The following is a 26,780-nucleotide window of genomic DNA, read 5'->3' as shown; positions in this document are numbered from 1 at the left end:
AACATGTTAAAGAAAAAGAAGCATTATGAAATTGTCGCAAAAAGCTTTTGACCAATTTCGCACTGAGAAAGAAAATGATCATGGATAGCAAGATTGTTCAACAGGATGAAATTCTTCAAGATGATATTCTCATTGAAAAACACGGAAGGGGTAAATTTGAAGGTTTTCGTTTTTATGCCAACAAAAACAGTACCGATCAAATAGCTGAGAAGCAAATTTCAACAGAGAATGAAAATTTGATTCTTGCTTTTTCCAAACGTGCAACACGTTTTTGTGCTTGTGCAAATGGAGATTTTACCCTCGGTTCTGATGGAATTGTGCGCTGGATTGGTCAGCCCGTAGGACAGCTTGTAGCAACAGAAGATTTTTTCAAACCAAAATTGATTGTTTTAGCAGATGAACAACTCACAGGAGAATCTCGCGATAACGTTGTGAAACGATTAGAACGCTTTGTCACCTTTCATTTTGAAACGACTTTAAAACCTCTATTTGATTTGCGTAATGCTGATAATTTAACGGTTTCGACAAACAATCTTGCTTTACAACTTTTTAACTCTTTAGGGATTTTACCACGCCGCGAAGTCTTAGACATTGTCAAAGAACTTGCGCAAGAATCACGTGCCGTGCTTCGGCGTCTAGGTGTGCGTTTTGGCGCTTTTCACATCTATGTTGCCGGAATGCTTAAACCTGCTCCGGTTCAAGCCATTACTCTCCTGTGGAATCTTCAAAATGCGGGACAAGATCAAACTGGTTTGGGTGAAATTTTGTCAGCATTATCTGCTGGTCGAACCTCTTTGATTGTTGACCCTACCTATAACCGCCAATTTTATCAATTAGCCGGCTACCGAATCTTAGGACAACGTGCTGTACGGATTGATATTTTAGAACGTCTCGCCAATCTCATCCGCCCCGCACTTCATTGGAAACAAGGAAGTGATCCCAAACCCGATGGCGCCTATGATGGCAAAAGTTTTTTTGTTACACCAGCCATGATGTCCATTCTTGGGGCTAATGGAAACGATATGGAAGAAATCCTCAAAGGACTTGGTTATCAATCGTACAGCATAAGCAATACTGTTTTTGAACAAAATCTCCTTGCACACCAAGCCTCTTCCCCTATCAATGAGACAATGCAAGATGTTCCCGCAGCAGAATGCGTTGGCAGTCAATGGAAAACAATAAGCGATTCAGAAACAACACAAGAAGAAGAAAATACCTCATACCCAAATACTTTATCCTCTGGTATTGAAAAACATCCCCATAAAACCAATCGTTTACCGGCGGCTGAACCTGTTGGGAATTTTGCCAAAACCCCTCTCCCTACAGAAGAAGATAAAGTTATTTTACTATGGCATTATAGACATCAATTTCATCACCACGCGCAAAAAAAACGTGATAAATTAGGAAATAAGTGGCAAAATAAATCGAAGAGCGCTGTAAAAAAAGGGGAACACACAAATGAAAATTCCCCTCAAGAAGCGCTATCACAAACAAAACGCTCTCATAAGTTCCACAAATCCCAAGGCAAACATGCAAATCATAAGCCTTTTCAAAAAGAAAAGCGCCTTAATCCTGATTCACCTTTTGCAAAACTAGCTATACTACGCGATCAACTCACCAATCATAAAAACACGCACACACTTTCCTCTAAAGAGAATTAAAATAACAAATGGAGTTTGATCTTGACCCACGTAGTAACCGACAACTGCATTCACTGCAAATATACGGATTGCGTTGAAGTCTGCCCTGTTGATTGTTTTTATGAAGGGGAAAACATGCTTGTTATCCACCCAGACGAATGCATCGATTGTGGTGTTTGTGTGCCAGAATGCCCAGCAGAAGCGATTTTACCTGATACAGAACCAGGATTAGAAAAGTGGTTAGAACTTAATCTTCATTATGCAGACAAATGGCCTAATCTAACCACCCAAAAAGATCCTCTTCCTCAAGCAAAAGAAATGGATGGCGTTCCAAATAAATTAGAAAAGTATTTTTCAGAAAATCCAGGAAGTGGCGAAGAGTAATGATACAGTGTACACCCTCCTCCTCCAACAATTGAAAGACTTCTCTTGTAAAAATAAAAAAATCCTTAAGCGAAATGATTGATTCTTTGGAAGTTTGATGTTAATGTTATTTTAACATGATCATCTTTCTAAGTATTTTTCTTTGCTTTTTATAGTAAAGCGATGTATTTTTTTTGGATTTAAAAGTACTCGGCTTTTATGCTCGCTTAATTGGTACAATATACTTGGTTAAAGAAAACTCAACCCTCAGGTTTATAACCTGTTTTCCGATACATTTGTTGATCATAAGGGAGTAAACTAAAATTATGGCATCCCAACATGGAACGTCTTCCAAGACCAAAGAATTTGCAACCTCTGAATATATCGTCTACCCTACGCATGGAGTAGGACAAATTATAGCGATTGAAGATCAAGAAGTTGCAGGACATAAATTAAAACTTTTTGTCATTCATTTCGCGAAAGATAAGATGGATGTCAAAGTCCCCATTGCAAAAGCCCTTTCCGTTGGAATGCGTAAATTATCTGCTAGTGATTCTGTCGACCGCGCCTTAAAAGTTTTACGTGGAAAAGCACGCGTTAAACGAACCATGTGGTCACGTCGTGCGCAAGAATATGATGCTAAAATCAACTCAGGAGATCTTATTTGTATCGCCGAAGTGGTCCGTGATCTTTTCCGCTCTAATCTACAGCCTGAACAATCTTACTCTGAGCGCCAACTTTATACAGCTGCTCTTGAAAGAATGGCCCGCGAAATTGCGGTTATTAATAGTCTTTCTGAAACAGAAGCTATCAATCTCATAGAGATGCATCTCTCCAACAAACCGAAACGCGAATTTAAAACTGAGAGAGAAGAAACAGATGAAAGCAGTAAAGCTGTCTACGCTGCATAACACACTCTTTCATCATAATGAGATATTTTGATAAAACCAGCTTTTGCTGGTTTTATTTTTTTAACATCCTCTCTGCCCTTAAGGACAAAGTTTCTTAACCTGCGCCAACCTATAAACAATCTAACTTTTCGACAAATTCCTTCTCCCTATTTGCTTGCTTCATAGATAACAAATTGATTAATCATCATAATCTAGCATTATTCATATTAAATTAGAATCTTGAGTATCGTAAGATTTCTCATTTCAAATTTCTCTCATGTTGAATCAATCAAAATCACTTGCTTTTCGGTCGCAAGCGGAGCTGATCTGTGAGTAAAAACTGTACAAAAAGAGCTAGTAGAACCGTCTCAAGCACCAAAGGATATACCAACATTGGAATCTGGCAAGATGTGTAAGGATGCGGGCTTGCTTTTTCATTAAGCGTAAAGATCATAGTGCCGTTTATACACTGCACCGAAACTTTACCATTTACCCTTCTACAAAACCATTATAACATTCAAAAACGCCGTCATAAAATGGATGCAACAAATATTTCTTTTAAAAAAAACGCGTGACAGTACAACATAAGCATATTTTGTCTTGGGCGCTCTATTTTGCATGAGAAGCATTCCCCATTAAAGAACGCGATAAACAAAAGCATGAAATAAACCATTATCTCCATTCTGTAACAGGCATTCCAAATACTTTTGAAAGTTTGTAAAGCTAACTTAAAAAAATAACAATACAAATGAGCGTTGATATTGCCCCTTGCAACTTCATATTTTTCCAAAATGAGGTTATATTCTCATTTCAGAGATTACGAGATATACGCAATATTCTTACTCCAATCGGACATACAAAATCTAAAACGATTCATAGAACTCTTAAAAGTCTTAACCTCTGTTTTAAACAGACCGCTAAAGATTAGATATTGATGAACAGATAACAAAAAAATCACAAACTTAGGTAAGCAACACCATAAAACCATTCATAAACCAGCGATGAACTGGAGAGTCATACCGGCTTTGATAAAATACCTCGCTCAACCCCATACATAAAACATCTGGTTCTAAGTTTACTTATTTTTACAAGCTGTTCGTAACAAATCCCTTATATTCACAAAAATAAGAAAAAATATATGGACAATTCTTAGTTCAAAAATATAAAAAGAAAGCGTGATATTCATAGAAAAGTCTCATGTGCCTTTATCATCAAAAGCACTAAAGATTATTGAATGTGTACACCTTCTGTCTTGTAACGGTTTTCTCTTTTCTGCTTATAAGAAAACACCCTGGTATCAGCATACACTAACCCCCAATATTACAAAAATCCTTACATTTGAAAGTATTCATTATAGACATTTTGTCCTTTCTTATAGAGTTTTTACCCACATACCAGCCCCACTTATGACCGAAAAGCAAGTGATTGCCATTGATTCAACATGAGCGAAATTTGAAATGAGAAAATCCTACGATAGATCTTTCATTCAAGACGCAAAAAAAACGAATGATCTTTATAAATCAATGTGATGTAAATCTCTATTTTTTTATGGGGAATCACATGTCACAATATAAGCCTATAGACAAACCATTGCCTTAAATATTCTCATAAAAAACACCGGTATGCTTAAAGCCTTACATGGGTCAACCACCTTAAACGACGATATTTTACGGTTTAATAGGATTCCCTCTACAGTCAATAAAAATTAAGTGCGATACAAAATGATTCCATTCCTGACCTAACTTATATCAATACCCCAGCTCTTAACGAAATCATCATAAAAGACACTGACACAAGCAATCCTTTATAGCCTCTCAAAAAAACAAAAAAATCATCTCCCACAATAGAATCATTTTTCTATGGCCAAGCCTTACACATGTTCTCAAGAAAAAGCGAAAATACACGCTCCAAACGTGCATTCACTCATGAATCAAAAGAAGTTTACTACTGGAAAAGAGATAAAACGCTAAAGTTTTAACCACTAAAACGGAACGCCCGCGATACATTCCCGTTTTCAAATCAATGTGATAAGGGCGACACAAGGAGACCTCAACATCCACCTTAAAGCGAAAATGCACGCCACAAACGTGCATTCACTCATGAATCAAAAGAAGTTTACTACTGGAAAAGAGATAAAACGCTAAAGTTTTAACCACTAAAACGGAACGCCCGCGATACATTCCCGTTTTCAAATCAATGTGATGAGGACGACGTAATTCACCAGAATTTTTATCTTCGATATAAGTCGGCGCCTTCAGAGCATCAGCCGAACGGCGCATGCCCCTCTTCGCTGGAGAGGTTTTTCGTTTAGGTACAGCCATAAAAAGACACTCCAAATCCATTAAAACAGAAAAAGCAATGTCAAAAATGACAATGCTTCATTTAAAAACACCATAAAATTTTAAGATGTTATACACTGATAAACAAGAAGAGGCAATGTCAAAATGCTCCTCCTCTTACCAAAAATGACCTTCTTTTTATCAAAAATGATGTCAAAATGATCAAATGAATATCAAAAACACCGCAAAATTTGAAAATTTTATACGCCAATGAAAGCATTCTCATAAGACCTTCATTCAATTTTTATTTGGCTTAAAAAGGGATTTGCACATACAATAGAGATACGGATAAAAAGAGAAATTGATTTTTAATAAAAAACGACGCCAATTTATGAAAACAAGAAAAAGCGACAACATTTCTCTTTAAAACTTCGTAATTTCATTTTTGTAAAAACAAAGGAAGCAAGAATGCACGAATTTACTACCCTTCTTGCAAAACATGGACACACCGTTGAAAAGCGGCTTGATACCCTGTTAAGTGATCAAATCCAAAATGGTGAAATTTCACGCCCTAAAAACTTAATCAAAGCCATGCGCTATGGCGTGCTGAACGGTGGAAAACGCCTGCGTCCTTTTCTTGTGATTCAAAGTGCTGCACTTTTTGATATCCCTGTAGAACATTCTCTTGATGTTGCATGTGCCTTAGAATGTATCCATTGTTATTCGCTCATTCATGATGATCTTCCCGCTATGGATAACGATATACTCCGGCGTGGAAAACCCACCGTCCATATAGCATTTGACGAAGCAACAGCAATTCTAGCAGGCAATGCTCTCTTAACATTTGCCTTTGAAATCATTGCCCATAAAGCCAGTACTTTATCTACAGACATTAGAATCAAACTGATCACGTCTCTTGCACAATCGGCAGGACTTGGCGGTATGTTAGGTGGACAAATGCTGGACCTTGCAGCTGAAAAAAAACCGCAAGGAAGTAGTGACATCATCACTCTACAACACATGAAAACAGCAGCCTTGATAAGCTTTGCTTGCCAAGCAGGCGCCATCATTGGCAATGCATCTAAAGAATTAACCGAAAAGCTTACTGATTTTGGTACCTATCTTGGTTTAGCCTTTCAATTAACCGATGACCTTCTTGATGTCACCGCCAACACGCAAACCCTAGGAAAAACTGCTGGGAAAGATGAAACGGCACAAAAAGCAACTTTTGTTCATCTTTATGGCATTGAAGAAACCCAAAAAAAGCGAGATACACTTATCAGTAAAGCAGAAGCATTCTTACATCCTTTTGGCGCTAAAGCACTCCCCCTCCAACAAGCAGCACACTTTAGTGCAAGACGCAAAAATTAAACTTCATCTGCTCCATTGCACATAGTGTAAAACATCACCTTTGTTGAATGCATAATAGACTTTTCAAAGAAACGTTACCATTAATCTCCATTATAGTCCTTATCATGAAATGGGTGCGACAAATCTTGAGAGGGATTTCATTAAAACAAACCGCGTGAATTTATAACACAAGTGCATTCTGGGTATCCCATTTTGCATGAAAAATACCTTCCATTAAAGAATGAACGAAAGAAAATGTGAAACAATGCGCAATCACCATGCTTTAAAAGATATTACCGTGGATGCTTTAAAGCCGAATAAAAACGACCGGAAAGAAGAAAACTCGTTTTCTCCTTCATGTCTTTAATCTTCTAACGATAAGGCAAAAAATAAACAGGATAAGTATCAAACAAGGCATTTTATAAACCCGTAAAAAACAACAAAAGAAGTACAATGCCCTAAGTAAATGCCCTCAGTAGAGAATCGTAATTTTTATGCCTTTCCACGCTATCTTGTTATAGAAGATCAAATATGGTTACATTCTGTAAATTCACTCGTGTATTGCTTGATCTCTAAAAACACTTTTACAAAAGTACTCGTTGTTTAGTTCAAGCATCATTTTTTTGAAGCCCGTATTTAAAATATCAGAAAAAAATGAACACAATGGCTATTTTGATTTTTATGCCACCCTCAAAGAACAAAGTTTTTTAACCCAATCTGCTCTGTAAACAGTCTAGATTCTTAACCGAGTAAGTTCCTCTAGCTTTCCACGCATGCGATTCACTTAAACTAAAGACTCGATAAACAAGACTTAAGAATATTCACCATGCAATTTTTAAAATATTTAATGTGTCAAACAGACAACCTTCACCTCCCCTCAAATGACAGTGTATTACGGCATAATAGGATAAATAAAGTCATCAATTTCAATAGAACGAAAGACCAAAGCAGTATTATTACTAATCTCTCTTTTCTTCGCAAAAAAGCTACAAATAATTTATTTATAATGATAATTCAGCGTTATTCATATTGAATTAGAACTCTGAATACCGTAGGATTTTTTCATTTCAATCTGTGTATGTTGAATCAATCAAAATCATTTGCTTGCACCTCACAAACGGAGAAAGCCGCGTGGGGAAAAACATCAAAGAACGGATTAAAAAATACCTCTTATGAATCGTCTCAAGAGCCAAGAGCTGTAGCAACATTAGGGGACAGCAAAGTGAATGATAGTGTCGGCGCGCTCCTTCAAAAGTAGAAACATTTTTACAAAACTATGGAATAATTTCAATTTAATAATAATCACGATCACTGTAGAACTTTAATTCGTCACGCTCTTTATCTCGTTTATTCAATTCATCGCATAAAAAGAGAATTGATAAGATTAAACAGAAAATGATCATTGAAACAGAAAGATAAAAAAGTCCTTATTATTAATATAATAGCGCAATTTAATTTATGATAAGTACTTTTTTCAAGCTAAGTGTAAATTTCCTCCTTTAAGTGAAATTTTCTTATTAAGATGAAGAGCATCATTGTAAGTGAACCTATGCCTATTGCCAAAGCTGGAAAATATGCCTACCTTTTGAAGGCATAATAAAAAACACGCAACATAGCTAAGAAAATATCGTGATGATCAATAAAGTATCATAGCCATTTAATATCTTTCGAGAGAGTTTTGCCCATTACCCATTAAATGTCATTTGTAAGTTTTTCTTGGTTTCATCATGTCATATATCGTATTGAGCTCTATACAAAAACGCGCTATTTGTTTAGTGTTTTCATTATGACAAGCTTCCATACTAGACACAAGGTCAATAACCTGTGTTGTTGGGCTAATGCCATTTCCGCTTGAAGAATTAAGAAATTTTTTCGCGTAATCAATCATGGGACCCGTAGAGTTCATAGACATATTATATGCCCAAATAGAATTGTTTTCTCTCCAATTATAGTCATAACGCAAACTGCTTATGACATTAGGGAACATTGCCCATGACATCTCCTCATTATAATCCACCGCGCAAGAAATTAACAAAGCGTCCACATAAAACAATAAGTATGTAATGATGCCATATAATATCAAATTTGGGCGCTATATTCTGATACCACGGCTATATACGAAGTTTCTTGCTTGCTCTTGTTTTTGAAAATGTTCAAAAGCCTCGTATTTTCCATTTATGTATTCTTCGTAAAGTTTATTGTACTGCTCTAGACTATCCACGCGAGTACATCCCAACAATACCAATACAGAGACCACAACCAAAGAGAAAATACTCAAAAATAAGAATGAAAGATACCGTTATCTCAACAAGATAATTCATATTTTAAAGGAAACAGAAATAAAACGCGTTAGATATATCAACAATAAAATCGGTCATGAGGAAAGCCTTTTTGAACAGGCTAAAATTGTCCGACTGCTTAATGAGCTCTAATGAGATAAAGTGTTACCAGCAAGTAACCAATGAAAATGGGAAAACTGCTCCATCACCATTCCTTAATAAGCATATAATCCAGCACAATCATTTTCTTTATCAGCGTCCAATCTTGTCAGCAACTCTTGGTGCAATATTCATGAGAAGCATTTTTATTTTTTTAATGATTGTGATGCCACGCCCATTTATAACGTACAAGCAGATGACTTTGATTGCTTCAACATACATAGATTTGAAATAAGAATAACGGATAACATTCTGCTTTCCCATTCAACATGTAAAAACAATGATGCGCCTTAATAAATAAAAGCCTTGATCCACTATAAACCCCATGAAACACACGTGAAATACGTTACTATTTTCACTGAGATTTCTTTAGGGCTCCTTCTAAAAAAAACATTGCCAACAGATAAACCAATAAATAGATACCAAAAACATAAACGAGAGAGAAAAAGCCAAATATATCAACCATATACGCACTCATGTAAAAAAATACCAATAAGCTAAATCTCCCAACAGTTGACAAGAAAGATTCATATGTAGCCCTGAAATGATCACTAATACTATCGTGCAAAACAACTTCTACACGCAGATATGTATACTTAATTAAGTAAAAAATCATACAGACTAAAATAACAGCAATTTCTTTTTTCGGCTCAAAGAAAACCACTGTAAAAATCAGTGAACCCAAAAGAAACAGCAATAAAATAAAATTCACTCTTTCACTTAGTTTTGTAAAGAGAAAACTAGCCAAGAGCTGAGAGAGCAATATCAGTGAAAATGTCACACCAAGATCAAAATAAGTGACATTAATATTATGATCTTTAAATATCCACTGCCAATACTGCGAGAATATATTGAAAAAGATCAGTGAAAAATAAAAGCATAAAGAGATATAAGGAACTTTAATAAAAATAGACAACATCTCTTTAGCATCATAAATGAGAGAATTCGCTTTATTTGTTTTTTTCTCTCCCTTCAGGTCATCAAGAAAAAACAAACCAAATAGTGTTGTCATCAACATTAAAAACGCCGCAATATACCATATATATTGGCTAGAATAATCAGCAAAATATGCGCCAATTAAACTGAATATAAACATGCCGATGTAATTATATTGAGAGCTGGAACCAAGCACTTTTTTAGTCGATGTCAATTTTTCTTTTGCATATTGAACAAGTAAAGCATTATAGGCGCCAGCAATCAATGTCAGCGATAAGGCATTAAAAGATTCTGCCAAAAGAAATCCATAAAAGCTTGTAGAAAATCCCATGAGACATAGCCATGTAGCAGCAAAAGCCGCTGCCAAAACGATCGATATTTTATAACTTTTTCTATCGGCAAAATATCCCAGAGGAATATCTGTAACCATCATAATAAAAGCCTGAAACGACTTAATGATCCCGATATCAATAAGAGTTAGCCCTTTTTCAAGCATATAAAATACAATAAAGGCACCTGTTAAAATTCTTATACCGTTAAACAAAAATCCAAATGCTAATATATTTGTCATCTATTCCCCAATAACGCCACGAAAGGTGTCAATACATCCTTTTATATAAAGATAAAAGCTTAAATTTTATGACAAATATGGCAATAGCCGCTATAGGATCTCCAATCCTATCAATTTGATATCCTGAAAATTGCTGGAAATAATGTCACGTTTAGTTTGCTATTGGATCTGTTTGAAGACAGTATTATCAAGGAAAAATGCTTGAAAACAATGAAGAAGCGCATCAATTTATAAACGATCATCTTGTTCTCAACATGCAACCACAATGAAGACTGATATTGATTTACAAGCAAAAACACAGCCTTTAATGAAGAAAAAATGCACTCCAAGAATTTATTTCAACCCTGTCCAAAGCGTGTATGAATATAATCACTCAAAAGCGCTTCAAATTCTTCAGCAATGTGATCACCCCGCAAAGTTTTTACCTTTTGTCCCTCAATAAAAACAGGTGCCGCAGGACTTTCCCCCACTCCAGGCAAAGAGATTCCAATATCCGCATGTTTTGACTCCCCCGGCCCATTGACGATACATCCCATCACGGCAACCTTCAAACTTTCAACGCCAGGGTATTTTTCACGCCAAATAGGCATATTTTTGTATAAATCTGCTTCAATTTTTTGCGCCAATTGTTGAAAGACCGTTGAGGTTGTGCGCCCACAACCAGGACAAGCCGCAACCACGGGCAAAAATTGCCGAAAACCCATCACTTGCAAAAGTTCTTGCCCCACCTTTACTTCTCGTGTCCGATCACCACCAGGTTTTGGTGTTAAGGAAATTCTTATCGTATCGCCAATACCTTGCTGTAATAAAATACCCAAAGCCACCGAAGAAGCAACAACGCCCTTTGTTCCCATCCCAGCTTCCGTTAATCCCAAATGAAGAGCATAATCACAACGTGCCGCCAAGGTGGTATAGACAGCAATAAGATCTTGAACATCACTCACTTTAGCAGAAAGAATAATTTTATCACGTCCCAATCCCATCTCTTCAGCCCAAAGAGCCGATTGCAGAGCAGACTGCACAACAGTTTCCCGCATCACTTCAGCAACCGATAAAGGATTTTCTTGCTGTGCATTTTCATTCATAAGCCGTGTTAACAACGCATTATCAAGAGAGCCCCAATTCACGCCAATGCGAATAGGTTTATGATACCGACAAGCAATCTCAATAATTTCTGCAAATTGACGATCTTTTTTTGCGCCAAAACCAACATTTCCAGGATTGATGCGATATTTTGCAAGCGCCTCAGCACACGCAGGATGCTCAGATAAAAGCTTGTGTCCAATATAATGAAAATCCCCAACCAATGGTACAAAAAATCCTAACCTCTCCAATCGCTCCCGTATTTTTGGTACAGCTGCCGCCGCTTCATCACGATCAACAGTAATCCGAACCAATTGTGAACCAGCTTGCCAAAGAGCAGCCACTTGAGCAACAGTTGCATCAACATCAGCCGTATCCGTATTGGTCATTGACTGTACAACTATCGGGCTCTGCCCCCCAACGATCACATCACCAACAGCAACACCAATAGACCGACGACGCTCAAGTGGTTTAGATAAAAAATAGGTCGTACTCATCAAGTCCTCAAATTTTTAAAACCTGCGCTATCAATCATCATTTACATTGACTTCCTCCGCGCTTCAAAGGACGAAAATTACACCGCCCCCCAATCTTAACAGATTACTCTCAAAAGGTTCCACCTACTAACCACTGATGCAATTCAACTCATAGGTGCGATTCATCCTATAGACGCACCGGATAAGTTTTACTACTTCTGTTCAAGTTTATACTTCTACACTTGGGTGATTCAAAAAGAAACCGAAACCAAACAGAGACAATACTGTATTTTTAAGTTGCATGCCTATACCGTACATCCACGTCATCGCAAAACGTGTTTTACAACACAACAGATAACGCCTATCAAAGCGCAATTTTTAAAAATTGCATGAAAGACACCGCCAAATTAATCCAACACATTGATTTATAATAATCTATTTTTTACAAATTTGAATAGAAAACCCAAATATCGTAAGATTTTCTCATTTTAAATCTTCTTAATTGAATCAATCAATACCACTTCTCCTAAAGCCGCAAGAGAACATGTAGATAAAAATTCTTTATAAACTATTTCAAGTGCTAAAAGCTATCCCAACACTTTAAACAAACAAAAAAATGAAGACACCGACTTACATCTTTATGAAATAAAGATGATAGAATGAATTCTACACCATTTTGTAAAATTTTTTACCTCACATCCTTAACAAACACCATCATGAAATGAACTCGAGCACATTAAGAAATTCCTCATTAAACCCAAACTCTTAATTCTCATCTCACCCACGCGCGGCATTATCAATGCAACCTTTCAATTTTCAAGCCGTTATAGCAAAACCCCAAACACAATTCCAACTGTCACGCAACAATTTAACACATGAAGGAGTCAATAAATGTGTCTATTTTCACCCAACGCCAAAAATGCTAAAATTAAAAAACGTATAGCACAATTAAAAAGAGAGCTGGTCCCCGTAAATCATTGGAGTTCTCAAAATGATAGCTTTGAAAACATTTCTGAGCTGTTTAACACATGGAAACAAAAAGGCCGTCACGCGCTTTATCACCTCAACGAACATGCTACAGAATTAAAGAAAAAAGCGAAAGAAAATCCTAAAAAAACCCTCGCACTAGCAGCAGGAGTCGTTTTAGTAAGCTTCTTGCTGATCCGTAAAAATTAACAACACAACCAACAACCTTCCCTTTTAATGCCCGACTCAAAGCGGGCATTTTTTATAGTTTACAAAATATAAAATTTACGTCTTTCCCCCTAACTTTACACTTTCCTCCAAAAGATAAGTTTTCATCCATCCCGCCAGTCTATTATCCAATTTTCTATCTGGCAGTCCCCTACCCCTGTCCTCAAAACACGCGGTGACACCACACTTCAAAGGACAGTGTTGTGAGAAATTATAAGAAAATTTTTCAACATTGCATCCATCCCGCTACTGAGTTAGTTCAAAAGAAATGGAAGTGAGTAAACATGCATGCGCTTTAATATTCTAAGGAACATTAATTGACATCATGATATAGAAGTATAAGAAGCCTAAGAGCTTTAAAAGATGTATTATAAAAAACCAAACGAAATCTTCCAATGTGAATACCCATTTGCTATAAGTAAATGACACAAGAATTAAACTGAAAAAACCCAAAATTTATCCTCCAGAATCGACCCGCTGCGAAGTATCCACATACGTAACCACAGACATCCCAGGAATGAGTTTTTCAATCCCTTCCTGCCCAGGATCTAAAGCAATCCGTACTGAAATACGTTGCGCAATTTTGATAAAATTACCAATTGTCGTATCCGTTTTTAACAATGAAAATTCTGAACCTGTAGCAGGTGCAAAACGAACCACACGCCCTGTTAACTTTTTGTTGTTCAATGCATCAACAGAAAAAACAACCGGTTGTCCCACACGCATCTGAGAAAGTTGCGTTTCCTTATAATTAGCAATAATCCAAATATCATCAGAAATAACAGAGACCAATTGTGTCCCCGGCATAACATATTGCCCTACCCGCGCTCCAACCAATCCAATATAGCCTGTTCGAGGAGATAAAATCTTTGTGTGATCGAGATTAAGTTTTGCCAACTCAACACTCACCTTCGCTCCCGCAACTTCTGACTGTAAACTTTGCCGTTCAAGATCCAATTGTTTTTGCAATTGGCGTTTTGTTTCGAGAGCTGTCAAGAGTTGTGAAAGAGGGCGAGAAACAGAACTTGCCGCATCACCAAAGCCTAACTTTTTACTATCTGGAACAACATTGGAAAATGCTCGTGACCGCGCCAATTCCACCTCTGCTGTATTAATTTCGCCCTGCAAAAGCTGTGCTTGCAATTCAATACTTGCCAGTTTTGCATTTTTTGAATCGAGAACAGCCTGTGCCCGTGCAAGCTGCTGCCGAAAAAGAGAATCATCGAGCTCAAAGAGCAGCATTCCCTTTTCAACGCGTTGATAATCTTGCACATAAATCCGTGCGATCACCCCAGAGATCTGTGAACTAACCAGAGTAACATTTCCCTTAATGGAAGCATTATCCGTTATTTGAATGTTACTCACAAAAGGAGGAAGTCTCCAAGCCCACAAAATCAGCAAAACCCCCGTAATACCCGATAGGAATGCAACAATCGTAGCTTTTGACCGTAATGTTTTTATCATTTTTTGCACCCCTCTTCTATGACATTACTCTACTTTTCTAATGCACGCAAAGAGCATGACTTAACAATCATTGTGGCAAGAAAAATAACGAATACAACCATTGAAATATAAAAATAAAGCCGAAAAACGTCATCATAAGCAAAAATATTTGCTGTTAACTTAAATTTCTCTATCAACATAGAAGTACCCTGCTCACTTCTCAAGCCATTGGGAACAGAAACACCATAAGAAGGCGAAAATAAAGTATTCATCTCACCAGAAATAAGCGGATCAGTAATAATAATATTTTGTGTTAAGGACTCAAAGTTCTTATGGGCAAAATAAAACTGAAGGCTGCCAAAAAAAGCCGACCCCATCAATCCCCCTGTCACTTGCGTTAGCAAAAAAACAGCAATAAAACTTAAAACGTAACGCGGTCCTCGCTCACCAGCGATCACAAACCCTTTGAAAAGAGCAGGAGGCAAAAAAAGTGCATAACTAAAACTCACCAACCCTTGGCTCAACATCATATCTTGTGGGCGCGTTAAATGGTTTACATGACTATCTAAATAAGCTCCCAACGCCAAACAACCCAAAGACAACAAATAAAAATAATCCTCACGCCCTGCCCGTAAAAAAAAGACACAAACAGCCCCCCCTAACAGAATCCCTAATGTCACCGCAAGATACATGGGCGCCATCTCACGATTGAGCAAACCAAAAAGATTAAAAAACCCTACAGGCAAATTTGACCGCTCCAATAAAAAAACATGAAAAATAAATAAAATAAAAACAGATTGGACCATTTCTTTACTGAAAATCCAACGTAAATCAATCAACGGTTTTTCTCTATTAAGCTCAATAATAATAGCAATAGCCAACGAGAAAATAGCAAGTGCGAGCCCCCAACCAATCCATGGTGCTTCATACCACCAATACAATATGCCAACAGACATGATCACAGCATTTAATCCAAGACCAAGAGCAATCAAACCATAGCTTATCCAATCTAATTTTTGAATAACCTTACTACGCACAACAGGAGTAAGAGGCAAAGTATAGATACAGACCAAGCTGATGAGAACCACCCCCATTTCCAGAGCGGAAAGACTGGAAAAGCCACCATTTTCCAGCAAATCAGGAGAAATTAAACGTGATAAAGGTGCCGCTAAAGCCGCATTCATATAATTCAAACTAAGACCAACAGTAAACTTCTTTGCTGGAGCAAAAGCCTCCATCATATAAAGCAGCGCAAGCGAAGCCAAAGGAGCAGCAGCAATCCCAGCAAAAAAGCGAATAATCAATGCAGAACGCAAATCCGTAACAAAGAGTTGCAACACGCAAACCAAAACGAAGCCAAGGATTGATAATTCAGCAAAAGCACGCAACCCAAATTGATAGCGGATTTTGATCAACATAATCGCTACACTCACATTTGGCGCCATATAAGCCGCTACCAACCATGTTGTCTCGGTTAAAGTTGCGTGAAAATCACCCGTAAGATGGACAATGTTAGACTGAACAATATTAGCCCCTAAACCATAAGCCCATTGCAAAATAAGAGAAGCAAAAATATAAACAAAACATTTTGGCAAAGGTCCTGCAAAAATACGACCAGGACGAGGAAAAGGTTTTCCACCCCTTTTAGCAAACACAACCGTACTCTTTTTTCCGCTCATGTCACCTTTTTCCTGTATACGCTGCTACGCTTCTATCAACACAGCACCATCAGCTGACAATTGCTGGAAAAAAGCCTCTATTTTATGATTATCCTCATCTCTTGTCCCCCCTTCTAATGTCGCTTGGACCTGCAAAATCCGCTGTTCCAATACATCAAAAGAAAGATGCTCTACAGCCACAACGTGCTCTACCAATAAAGAGCAGCCCGAAAAGGTAATATTTGCAACGCCCCCGCATACAGCAAATAATTTTTCACCCAAAGAGGTGCGAACACGCACACTACCCAACACAATGCTTGCCACTAATGGCGCATGATGCGCCATAACTGTCAAAGAACCTGAGGCTGAAGGAAGAACAACAGACACTACCTGCTCTGAAAACACAATTTTTTCAGGCGATACAAGCTCAAATAAAAAATGCTCTTCTCTATTGTTTTCCACAAAAGTCTCCACAATACCCGATATAAGGACTCTCTGTTTTCTTCAACGACTTGTCCTTTTTAACGAAAAATATTCATGACAGTTTTCTCTTGAACAAGAAGCTTCTTACTTAGAAGCCTCTGCCATGAGACGCTTTCCTTTTTCAAGTGCTTCATCAATCGAACCAACCATATAAAAAGCAGCTTCTGGCAAATCATCATAATCGCCAGCACAAAGACCTTTAAAGCCTTTGATTGTCTCTTCTAAAGGAACGAGTTTCCCTGGCGAACCAGTAAAGGCCTCCGCAACATGGAAAGGTTGCGAAAGAAAACGTTCAATTTTACGCGCCCGTCCCACCAGCAATTTGTCATCTTCAGAAAGTTCATCCATTCCAAGAATAGCAATAATATCCTGAAGCGCTCTATAACGTTGTAAAATGGTTTGCACTTGACAAGCAACAGTGTAATGCTCTTCCCCTACAATCAATGGATCTAACATACGCGAGAAAGAGTCAAGCGGATCAACCGCCGGATAAATTCCCTTTTCCGCAATAGAGCGCGAAAGAACAGTTGTTGCATCCAAATGGGTAAAAGATGCCGCAGGTGCCGGATCAGTCAAGTCATCAGCCGGAACATAAATAGCCTGCACAGAGGTAATAGAGCCTGTTTTCGTACTGGTAATACGCTCTTGCAAAGCCCCCATATCTGTTGCCAAAGTTGGTTGATAGCCCACAGCAGAAGGGATACGTCCTAAAAGCGCTGACACTTCAGCACCAGCTTGCGTGAAACGGAAAATATTATCCACGAAGAAAAGAACGTCTTGTCCTTCATCACGGAAACTTTCTGCAATTGTCAATCCTGAAAGAGCCACACGCGCACGCGCTCCTGGTGGTTCATTCATTTGCCCGTAAACAAGGGCACACTTTGACCCTTCCGTTGAACCATTATTCTCTTTTGGATTCACATTCACGCGGCTTTCGATCATTTCATAATAAAGATCATTTCCTTCACGTGTACGTTCTCCCACACCAGCAAATACAGAATAGCCACCATGTGCCTTTGCAATATTGTTTATAAGCTCCATAATGAGAACGGTTTTTCCAACACCAGCACCACCAAACAAGCCAATTTTACCTCCTTTAGAATAAGGAGCTAACAAATCCACAACTTTAATACCGGTGACGAGAATTTCTGAAATGGTTGATTGCTCAACATATGCAGGTGCCTCTTGGTGAATCGAACGCGTTTTGGTTGCAGGAATTGGTCCCACATTATCCACCGGCTCTCCAATCACATTCATAATACGTCCCAATGTTGCTTCTCCTACAGGAACGCTAATTTGCATGCCTGTATCCACAACCTTTTGGCCACGCGCCAACCCATCGGTTGTATCCATAGCAATCGTACGCACAGTATTTTCACCCAAATGCTGCGCAACTTCTAATACCAAGCGATTGCCTAAATTGTCTGTTTCTAATGCATTAAGAATATTTGGCAATTCACCTTCAAATTGCACATCAACGACAGCACCAATAACCTGCTTGATCTCACCAACAGCGCCTTTTGCACGCTCTTCTTTTTTTGCGGATGCATCTTTTTTTACAGGTGTCTCTTTAGCTGCACTACGCGCAGGCGCAGAGGAAGCCTTTACATCCGCTGAAGCCTTTACATCCGCTTGAGACTTCGAAGCGGCTTTTTTCACGCCGGAACGAGCAGCTGATTTCTTTTTTTCACCTTTTTCTATTCCTTTGCTTGAGGTTACTGCTTTTACCATCAATCCTTACCTTTTCCATTTAAAGCGCTTCAGCGCCCGCAATAATTTCGATCAGTTCTGTCGTAATCTGTGCCTGACGTTGACGATTATAAGCTACCGTCAATTTATTAATCATTTCACCCGCATTGCGCGATGCATTGTCCATAGCTGTCATCTTGGCACCCATCTCACCAGCAACATTTTCTAGCAAAGCCCGAAAGATTTGCACTGAAAGATTGCGTGGCACAAGCGCCTCTAAAAGAGAAGCCGCATCAGGTTCATACTCATAAACAATTGATTGTGAACCTTTGCTATGATCGGTTTGCTCCTCAACATCTATTGCCTCAATAGCTGCTTTTGGAGCAATCATCGGAATCAAGCCAAAAGCTGTTGGACGCTGATTAATCACAGAAATAAATTCAGAATAAAACAGCGTACAGACATCGAAAGCGCCTTCATTGAATAAATCAACAATCCGTTGACTAATCATCACCGCCTCTGCAAAACCAATGCGCTTTACAGCATGCAAATCGATATGATCAATTATCAAGCCTTTGTAATCACGCGATAAAATATCTGCACCTTTTTTGCCCACAGTGATAATTTTCACTATTTTACCAGCTGCCAACAATGCCTTAATCTGTTCACGTGCACGACGAACGATTTGCACATTAAAAGCACCACACAAACCGCGCTCAGCAGTACACACCACCAAGAGATGCACATCATCTCGCCCCGTACCACGCATAAGAGCAGGCGCATCAACACCATCTACATCAGCAGCAACACTGGTCAAAATATCAGCCATCTTCTTCGCATAAGGACGCGCAGACTGCGCTGCCTCTTGAGCACGATGCAACCTTGCCGCTGCAACCATCTGCATAGCTTTGGTGATCTTTTGTGTTGCTTTAACCGAAGCGATACGGTCTCTAAGATCTTTTAGTGAGGCCATTCAAGCATTCCATCAATTCATCACGAGAAATTTTTCGCATAAGTATTAAGAACAGTTATCAACTTGTCTTTCAGCTCGTCTGTTATTTGCTTTTGCTCAGCAATTGCCTTTAAGAGATCTTGATAATCACTACGCAAAAGCACCAAAAGTCCCTGCTCAAACCGCGCAACATCAGAAACCGCCAAAGCATCAAGATAGCCATTCACACCCGCAAAAATAACCACCACTTGTTCTTCTGTTTTGAGTGGAGAAAATTGTGGCTGCTTCAACAACTCTGTCAAGCGCGCACCCCGATTCAACAGACGCTGGGTTGACGCATCCAAATCAGAGCCAAACTGCGCAAAAGCTGCCATTTCACGATATTGCGCCAATTCACCTTTAATCGAGCCAGCAACTTGCTTCATCGCCTTAATTTGTGCGGCAGAACCAACACGAGACACAGAAAGACCAACATTTACAGCAGGACGAATTCCTTGATAAAATAAATTAGTCTCTAGAAAAATTTGCCCATCAGTAATCGAAATCACATTTGTAGGAATATAGGCAGAAACATCATTTGCTTGCGTTTCAATAACCGGCAAAGCTGTCAGTGACCCAGATCCATTTTCCGCATTCAACTTCGCAGCCCGCTCTAAAAGACGCGAATGAAGATAGAAAACGTCTCCCGGATAAGCTTCACGACCTGGAGGACGACGCAACAAAAGAGACATCTGACGATACGCCACCGCCTGTTTTGACAAGTCATCATAACCGATCAAAGCATGTTGCCCATTATCACGGAAATACTCACCCATAGCACATCCAGCAAGAGGTGCAATAAATTGCAGTGGTGCTGGATCAGAAGCGGTCGCTGCAACAATAATAGAATATTCCAACGCTCCACGTTCTTCTAAAACTTTAACAAATTGTGCCACCGTCGAACGTTTTTGACCGATAGCCACATAAATACAATAAACTTTGTCTTGCTCTCGTCCAGCCCCTTTTTCATGAAAAGGTTTTTGGTTTAAAAATGTATCGAGCAAAATTGCTGTTTTTCCTGTTTGGCGATCACCAATCACCAATTCACGCTGCCCCCGTCCAATAGGAATAAGTGCGTCAATCGCTTTCAATCCGGTCGACATCGGTTCATGCACTGACTGACGCGGAATAATTCCAGGAGCCTTAACATCGACACGACGACGCTCCGTTGCTTTAATGGGCCCCTTACCATCTATAGGGTTTCCCAACGCATCAACCACACGCCCCAGCAAAGCGGGCCCCACAGGAACATCGACGATAGCGCCTAACCGCTTTACACAATCACCTTCACGAATATCGCGATCTGAGCCAAAAATGACCACACCAACATTATCAACTTCCAAATTGAGGGCCATACCACGCACACCGTTTGGAAAAGCAACCATTTCCCCTGCTTGGACATTATCCAAACCATAAACGCGAGCGATACCATCCCCTACAGAGAGAACCCAACCAATTTCTGAAACCTCAGCCTTTTGGTCAAAGTTTTTGATTTGCTCTTTTAGAATTTTTGAAATTTCAGATGGTCTAATATCCATCAGCTGACCTCTTTTTTCAATGAAAGCTTAAGCGAAGACAATTTTGTGAGAAGAGACGTATCAATTTGAGACGACCCCACACGAACGATTAATCCACCAAGAATTGTTGGATCCACAATGCTGTGTAGCAAAACTTTTCCTCCAACGACACCTTCCAAAGCCTCACACAACTCTTGTCTTTGTTGAGAACTTAAGGGGCGCGCAGAAATAATTTGCGCAGTCACCTGCCTACGAGCGCGCGCAACACAACGCTGAAAAGCATGTAAAATACCAAATACGGCACTAAGCCTACGGTTTGTTGCAATAACGCGTAAAAAATTACCAATAATCTGACCTGCGTTTTTATCAGCAAATTGGATGTTTGCACAAACAGATTGCATCACCTTAATTTGCTCTTTAACTGAAAAGAATGGACTAAGCACAAAGCGTTTTAAATCTTTATTTTGCTCCAAAACAAGCAAAAGATCTTCCACTGCCTTTTCAACCTTTTCAACGTTTCCAGCTTCTTGAACGCAATCAAAAAGCGCTTGCGCATAGCGTTGATCTACCAACGGCAGCGGTATGAGAGAAAATGAATCCGACACGAAATACCGCCTCTTTCCCTTGAGCGACTCTCTGATAGTTATCAGATGAAATGAAACAGACATTCTCAATCTTAAGAATCTTCTTCTTAAAACCTAGAACAAAAACCTCTTGGTTTCTAGCATAGACATAGCCGACTCGCAACACCACAAATCGCTGCTTTTTAAAAATTTTAATAAAATATTCAAAATATTTTTGAAAAGAATTTTTTTTAGATATACAGGATGGCATCACAGTTTTTTTATGCCTCTTTTTGACATTCTCTGAGCGATTTTTTCACTCTCTTTGATTTTGCTTCAAATGCTCTTGCCACTATAACAAAATACTTCTTCTCTAAAAATCACTCCCTTTATCACCTCAAGACCTTCAACAAGATGCGACTGCGACTAAAAAAGTCTATTCTTTTAAACTGATAAGAAAGAAAAAATAATGAATATCCTCCTAAAAACTAAAGAAAAAATTGATCTTTTTTCTTCAAATACCCACACCTTTTAAAAAAATTCACCAAGTATATTTTCTTGTAAACACACTCTTTAAGCATACAATGCATTGATTTATAATGATAATGTATCATTTTTCATACCAGATGAGCCCCAAACATCGAAAGATTCTCTTATTTCAAATCTTTCTATCAAAATCACTCCCTTGCTCCATCACAAACAAAAGAGGAAATGATTAAAGAAAAAACACCTCGTATAAACGCTCTCAAGTACCAAGAGCTTTCGTAATCCTAAAAGCTAAATAATAAATGGCGCCATTTTATACCTTTATGAAATAAAGATAGGGAGCCTTAATGCGTTTTTTTCATTCATGAAAGCTTTTACATTCTACACTCGAAAAACATCGTAAAATGAATCCGAGCATGCTGAGAAACATTTGCTTAAACAAGCATATGAATACAGTAATACAATAGATGTTCTGTAATATTCCGTTTTGGGCGTTCTGCTTTACATGAAGCTTTACATGAAGAATGTGCCCCCATTAGAGAACGAAAGTAACAAAAGCGTGAAGCAATGGATAATCTCCATTTCACGACAGCGTCCATAAATGCTATAATGATAACTCCATTGAGCAGCCTCATCTTTACACTTATGAAAGAACAAGCCGGCACCATCACATACTTTGCCATCTCCCAATTTTACGACAGCCCTTAACACTTGAAATGATGAGGTATTTCAGTCCTTTCTTATATAGTTTCACCCGACACAAGCTCCCCCATCTGTAACATGCAAACGAATGGTTTTGATTGATCAATATAAACAGATTTGAAATAAGAGAATCCTACAATAGTTGAAATTCTAAAGCGAATAACGGCATATTATCACTATAAATCAATATGTTATTATTTATAAAATTATAATTATGGGCGCTTTTGAAAATTCTAGAGCCATAAATAAGGACGACAACGATAAATGCTCATTTTAACCTTTACGCTCCCAAATGAGTCTATGTTCTCGTCAAAGATAAATAAAATAGATATATGCAATACTCTCGCCCTAATCTAGCATACAAAAGCAGATACGACTCGTATAGCACTAATACATCTTATGAATGCTGCTTCATAAGTTTTTAAGGTCAAACAACATCAAAAACACGACCTTCATTAAGCCTACATAGCTTCACTTTATATGGCACTATATTGCACTGATTTTAGAAAAAGCATAGATCAATATCAATTTGAACCCGTATAAATTTGGATATTTTTGGTGTATTTACAAGCATTTTCAGCCCCTATAATCAGCCATTATAAAAAAATCCGCCTATCAAAAGGATACTGTCCCTAAAACAAAAAAGGAGTAAAAGCCAAAATGATAGCGCCCTCAAATAAAAGAGACGCTTCTGCTGGTTCCATAACAAAGATATTTTTTCCCGTGGCTCTGCTTAATGCAATGCACATGTATCATATTCTGCTGCTTGGATGCTTATTCTGAATAGATAGTATTAAAGTAAAGCACCTTAAGCTAAAGGGACCTTCACTTTATGCGAGACTGGTTTTAGAAAAAACTTTGCGGATCAATATCAATTTGAACCCGAACGGAACTGGGCATTTTGGGTATACCGCTAAGCATTGCACGTATAAACCCTTGTATATCAAAAGAGCGCTGTCCTTGCAGCAAAAGCCGAAAGCGATAACGCCCCCGAACCAGAGCTAAAGGCGCTTCTGCTGGTCCCATAACCGAGATATTTTTCTCCCGTGGCGCTGCTTGGCGTAATGCGCGCGCATAATGTTCTGCTGCTTGGCGCTGTTGTGCAGATACAATCAAAGAGGCAAGCCGCCCATAGGGAGGCAAATGATAATGCTGACGCGCTGCAATCTCACGTGTGTAAAAATCTTCTGGCTGGCATGAAAGTAAGGCTTTGATGACCGGATGATCTGGTTGATAAGTTTGCAATAATCCTAAACTTTCCAATCCCACACGCCCTGCTCTTCCGGTAACTTGAGAAAGCAGCTGGTAGGTACGTTCACTTGCGCGTAAATCGCCATTGGCAAGACCAAGATCAGCATCAATAACGCCAACCAAAGAGAGCTTGGGAAAATGATGTCCTTTAGCGACCAACTGTGTTCCAATAATAATGTCCACATCGCCATTTGCAATGGCTTGTAATTCGCTTCGCAATTGCCCAATCCCTCCTTTGAGATCTGTTGAAAGAATCAATGATCGCGCTTGAGGAAAAAGCATTTGTGTTTCTTCTGCAATTCTTTCCACACCCGGTCCACAAGCCACGAGATGATCTAATGTCCCGCATTCAGGACAGGCTTGAGGAAGTGGTTCATGATATCCACAATGATGACATTTCAATTGCCCTTGCGCACGATGTTCGACCAACCAACTTGAACAATCAGTACAATGAAAACGATGTCCGCAAATTCGGCATAAAGTTAAAGGTGCATAACCACGACGATTAAGAAAAAGAAGAGCTTGTTCGCCCTTATCAAGCGTTTGTTTTAAAGCCCTTTCAAGAGCAAAGGAAATAAAGCGCCCCTTTTGCACCCCTCCTTGGCGCATATCAACCACCCGCAACTGTGGAAGTGCTACTTCTTTAAAACGGGAAGGTAAATGCACCTTTTGATAACGCCCTTTTAAAACATTGGCTTGGCTTTCAATCGACGGTGTAGCTGAAGATAAAATAACAGGAAAATGCTCAAAAGAACCCCGTGCAACAGCCATATCACGCGCATGGTAAAAAATGCGCTCTTCTTGTTTATAAGCGCTATCATGTTCTTCATCGACAACAATCAAGCCAAGCTCATGAAAGGGAAGAAAAAGCGCTGAACGAGCCCCCGCAACGACACGCACCCGCCCTTCTGCAACTTGCCGCCAGACACGTTCTCTACGACGTGGCGTCAAATCAGAATGCCATTCCGCTGCCGCAGCTCCAAAGCGTGCATAAAAACGATCTAAAAACTGCTGTGTTAAAGCAATTTCCGGCAATAAAATTAAAACCTGCTTGCCCCCTTTGAAGGCTTGAGCAACCGCTTCAAAATAAACCTCTGTCTTTCCTGATCCCGTAACACCATCAAGCAAAAAAACTTGAAACTGAGAAGATAAAACACCTTCTCGCAACATTGTTGCTGCTTCATTTTGCGCTCCCTGCAACTGAGGGGGACAAAAGTCAGGATCAGGCATTGCCACAAGATCAGGAGCAGGAACTATAACATCTTCAAAAACCCCTAACGCTTTTAAACCTTCAACAACAGAAACCGAAGTTCCAGCCGCATGCGCAAGACCAGAACGTGTCCATATCTTCTCATTACGCACCAATTCCAAAACCCGTAATCGCGCTGGTGTGAGACGTTCTACATTTCCACCACAATATCGCAAACCCAACATCTGTGCTTCCGGCTCTAAAGCAGCCGGTACAGACAAAACCAATCGCGCCACAAGACCGAAAGGCGCCATTGTATAGCGACTGACAAAACGCAAAAATGTGATCATTTCTGCCTTTAATGGGGGACAATCAAAAACATGAAGCAGAGAGCGTAATTTTTCACACGCCACCAAACCAGACCTTTGCCCATCTGCTGTCTTCTCTCCGACATCCACAACAAAACCGCAAAGCTCACGCCCCATCACCGGAACCCGAACAAAGGAACCAACGTTCACCTCCATAGAAGATGGAACTTTATAACTATAAGCGTGAGCAACAGGAAGAGGAACCAATACGGATACAATCTCTTCCTCTATCACATTTGAATGCATCTTTTAAACCAATCTACGACCTCTTGAGCACCAACAGGTCTACACCTTATCTTTAAACACTCTTATAAAATTCATTGCGGGATTCAATCTCTCCCCCTATCACAACACTTTTCTCACAAAAATTCTTTTTAACACTCATTTCATCACCAAAGTGCCAATAAAAGAACCAATCTCATCGTCTATAATAAAAAACTCTATAGCAAAAAAAACCAGCGCCATTCTTCTGTGCAAATAAAGCTCATCACTATAAGCATTCAACATGATATTGTAAGTGCGCTCTTCAACAAAGCTATCCCATAGTGTAACTTCTTCCCAACACACACGTTTATTTTTTACCGTCTCATATCTCAATTTATCTTCAACAAACTGATTTATAAAGATATAATCATCATTTTACCTATTGTAATAAAAACCCTCAATACGATGAATTTTTCTCATTTCAAACCCATCGAGGAACATTTGTAAATCCTTATTGATGAGAGAGTCTCCCATGATTTTAATTACAGGGAGAATAATATTGCAAATGGAACCGTTACAATATTCACCTTGGCTTTGTGCCAAAACGTGGAAACACGTGCGTACATCTTTCAGCTTGATTGAGAATCAAGCAACAATACAAGTAGCACAAAAGCGTATTGTTGAAGAATGGGTAACACAGAATAAATCAATGTAATTGACCATAAAAAACCCTTCATGTGTAAAATTTTACATGCCTTCTTCAATGGTGTTTTACGATAAAATAAATCCATTCGCTTCTATTAAAAATGAGGTTAAACCTACCCCCTGAAAAAGGGAGGTATCTTATGATGCACTCTCAAATATCAAGAGCAATCGCAAATAGGAAATGAGCAAAGTGTGTGATAATGCTAGCTTATTTTCATAAGTATAAAAATACCGCTACGCAAAGATGCCAATACGCAAAAATGTTGGTACGCAATGAACTCTATGCCTTATCACGAGCAACGATATAAAAT

At 38.8% G+C, this 26,780-nt stretch carries 19 protein-coding genes; 6 read left to right on the top strand and 13 right to left on the bottom strand.

The window, feature by feature from the left end; translation table 11 throughout:
- The first annotated feature begins 80 nt into the window (after positions 1–80).
- From ACFIKD_RS04785 to ACFIKD_RS04775, 3 genes are all read left to right on the top strand, one after another.
- Positions 81–1,661 carry a hypothetical protein gene (locus ACFIKD_RS04785; protein ID WP_375647355.1) on the top strand — a complete coding sequence of 527 codons (1,581 nt, stop codon included), beginning with the start codon at positions 81–83 and terminating at the stop codon, positions 1,659–1,661.
- A 21-nt stretch (positions 1,662–1,682) separates the two neighbouring features.
- The gene (gene fdxA / locus ACFIKD_RS04780; protein WP_375635508.1) at positions 1,683–2,024 is read left to right on the top strand and encodes a ferredoxin FdxA; all 342 of its coding nucleotides are present in this window, start codon (positions 1,683–1,685) and stop codon (positions 2,022–2,024) included.
- 305 nt (positions 2,025–2,329) lie between these two features.
- Positions 2,330–2,914, top strand: a complete 585-nt coding sequence (locus ACFIKD_RS04775) for a CarD family transcriptional regulator (protein ID WP_375635507.1) — start codon at positions 2,330–2,332, stop codon at positions 2,912–2,914.
- A gap of 2,072 nt (positions 2,915–4,986) precedes the next feature.
- Here ACFIKD_RS04775 and rpmF read toward each other — a convergent pair.
- Positions 4,987–5,214 (bottom strand): 50S ribosomal protein L32, encoded by a 228-nt coding sequence (rpmF, locus tag ACFIKD_RS04770; protein WP_375644444.1) that lies wholly within the window; start codon positions 5,212–5,214, stop codon positions 4,987–4,989.
- A 426-nt stretch (positions 5,215–5,640) separates the two neighbouring features.
- On the opposite strand from rpmF, the gene ACFIKD_RS04765 reads away from it, so the two are divergent.
- Entirely contained in the window at positions 5,641–6,543 is a 903-nt protein-coding gene (locus ACFIKD_RS04765) for a polyprenyl synthetase family protein (protein WP_375635505.1), read from the top strand.
- A 1,678-nt stretch (positions 6,544–8,221) separates the two neighbouring features.
- Here the strand turns inward: ACFIKD_RS04765 and ACFIKD_RS04760 are convergent.
- The 3 genes from ACFIKD_RS04760 to ispG form a co-directional block, all read right to left on the bottom strand.
- On the bottom strand, positions 8,222–8,509 hold the full coding sequence (locus ACFIKD_RS04760; protein WP_375647353.1) for a hypothetical protein: 288 nt from the start codon (positions 8,507–8,509) through the stop codon (positions 8,222–8,224).
- Between the two features lie 806 nt (positions 8,510–9,315).
- Entirely contained in the window at positions 9,316–10,467 is a 1,152-nt protein-coding gene (locus tag ACFIKD_RS04755) for an MFS transporter (protein ID WP_375647352.1), read from the bottom strand.
- 338 nt (positions 10,468–10,805) lie between these two features.
- On the bottom strand, positions 10,806–12,047 hold the full coding sequence (gene ispG, locus ACFIKD_RS04750; RefSeq protein WP_375635501.1) for a flavodoxin-dependent (E)-4-hydroxy-3-methylbut-2-enyl-diphosphate synthase: 1,242 nt from the start codon (positions 12,045–12,047) through the stop codon (positions 10,806–10,808).
- Between the two features lie 870 nt (positions 12,048–12,917).
- Between ispG and ACFIKD_RS04745 the strand changes: the two genes are divergently transcribed.
- Positions 12,918–13,202 (top strand): hypothetical protein, encoded by a 285-nt coding sequence (locus ACFIKD_RS04745; protein WP_375635500.1) that lies wholly within the window; start codon positions 12,918–12,920, stop codon positions 13,200–13,202.
- Between the two features lie 474 nt (positions 13,203–13,676).
- Here ACFIKD_RS04745 and ACFIKD_RS04740 read toward each other — a convergent pair whose 3' ends face one another.
- The 9 genes from ACFIKD_RS04740 to ACFIKD_RS04700 all read right to left on the bottom strand — a co-directional run bounded on the left by ACFIKD_RS04740 (position 13,677) and on the right by ACFIKD_RS04700 (position 26,157).
- Complete coding sequence (locus ACFIKD_RS04740; RefSeq protein ID WP_375647351.1) at positions 13,677–14,684, bottom strand: HlyD family secretion protein; 1,008 nt, start codon at positions 14,682–14,684, stop codon at positions 13,677–13,679.
- A gap of 29 nt (positions 14,685–14,713) precedes the next feature.
- The gene (locus ACFIKD_RS04735) at positions 14,714–16,342 is read right to left on the bottom strand and encodes an MFS transporter (RefSeq protein WP_375647350.1); all 1,629 of its coding nucleotides are present in this window, start codon (positions 16,340–16,342) and stop codon (positions 14,714–14,716) included.
- A 24-nt stretch (positions 16,343–16,366) separates the two neighbouring features.
- Positions 16,367–16,783, bottom strand: a complete 417-nt coding sequence (gene atpC / locus ACFIKD_RS04730) for an ATP synthase F1 subunit epsilon (protein ID WP_015856985.1) — start codon at positions 16,781–16,783, stop codon at positions 16,367–16,369.
- A gap of 105 nt (positions 16,784–16,888) precedes the next feature.
- A complete protein-coding gene (gene atpD / locus ACFIKD_RS04725; protein ID WP_375647348.1) occupies positions 16,889–18,535 on the bottom strand; it encodes a F0F1 ATP synthase subunit beta in 1,647 nt (548 codons plus the stop codon).
- Positions 18,536–18,554: 19 nt separating this feature from the next.
- Positions 18,555–19,466, bottom strand: coding sequence for a F0F1 ATP synthase subunit gamma (locus ACFIKD_RS04720; RefSeq protein WP_375647347.1), 912 nt, complete (start codon positions 19,464–19,466; stop codon positions 18,555–18,557).
- 20 nt (positions 19,467–19,486) lie between these two features.
- Positions 19,487–21,022: a F0F1 ATP synthase subunit alpha gene (gene atpA, locus ACFIKD_RS04715; protein ID WP_026500438.1), complete on the bottom strand. Its 1,536-nt coding sequence runs from the start codon at positions 21,020–21,022 to the stop codon at positions 19,487–19,489.
- On the bottom strand, positions 21,022–21,606 hold the full coding sequence (gene atpH / locus ACFIKD_RS04710) for an ATP synthase F1 subunit delta (RefSeq protein ID WP_375635496.1): 585 nt from the start codon (positions 21,604–21,606) through the stop codon (positions 21,022–21,024). The genes atpA and atpH overlap by 1 nt, the downstream gene beginning before the upstream one ends.
- 1,992 nt (positions 21,607–23,598) lie before the next feature.
- Positions 23,599–25,806, bottom strand: coding sequence for a primosomal protein N' (locus tag ACFIKD_RS04705; protein WP_375635495.1), 2,208 nt, complete (start codon positions 25,804–25,806; stop codon positions 23,599–23,601).
- Between the two features lie 135 nt (positions 25,807–25,941).
- Positions 25,942–26,157 carry a hypothetical protein gene (locus ACFIKD_RS04700; RefSeq protein WP_375644438.1) on the bottom strand — a complete coding sequence of 72 codons (216 nt, stop codon included), beginning with the start codon at positions 26,155–26,157 and terminating at the stop codon, positions 25,942–25,944.
- A gap of 139 nt (positions 26,158–26,296) precedes the next feature.
- Here ACFIKD_RS04700 and ACFIKD_RS04695 point away from each other — a divergent pair, with 139 nt between their 5' ends.
- Positions 26,297–26,479 (top strand): hypothetical protein, encoded by a 183-nt coding sequence (locus ACFIKD_RS04695; protein ID WP_375647346.1) that lies wholly within the window; start codon positions 26,297–26,299, stop codon positions 26,477–26,479.
- The last annotated feature ends 301 nt before the right edge of the window (positions 26,480–26,780 follow it).

This window comes from Bartonella sp. CR84HXZ (assembly GCF_042194535.1).
In the GTDB taxonomy this organism is placed as follows: domain Bacteria; phylum Pseudomonadota; class Alphaproteobacteria; order Rhizobiales; family Rhizobiaceae; genus Bartonella; species Bartonella grahamii.
Note: the sequence above shows the minus strand (reverse complement) of the source record. Positions and strands in the feature narration are given on the sequence as shown.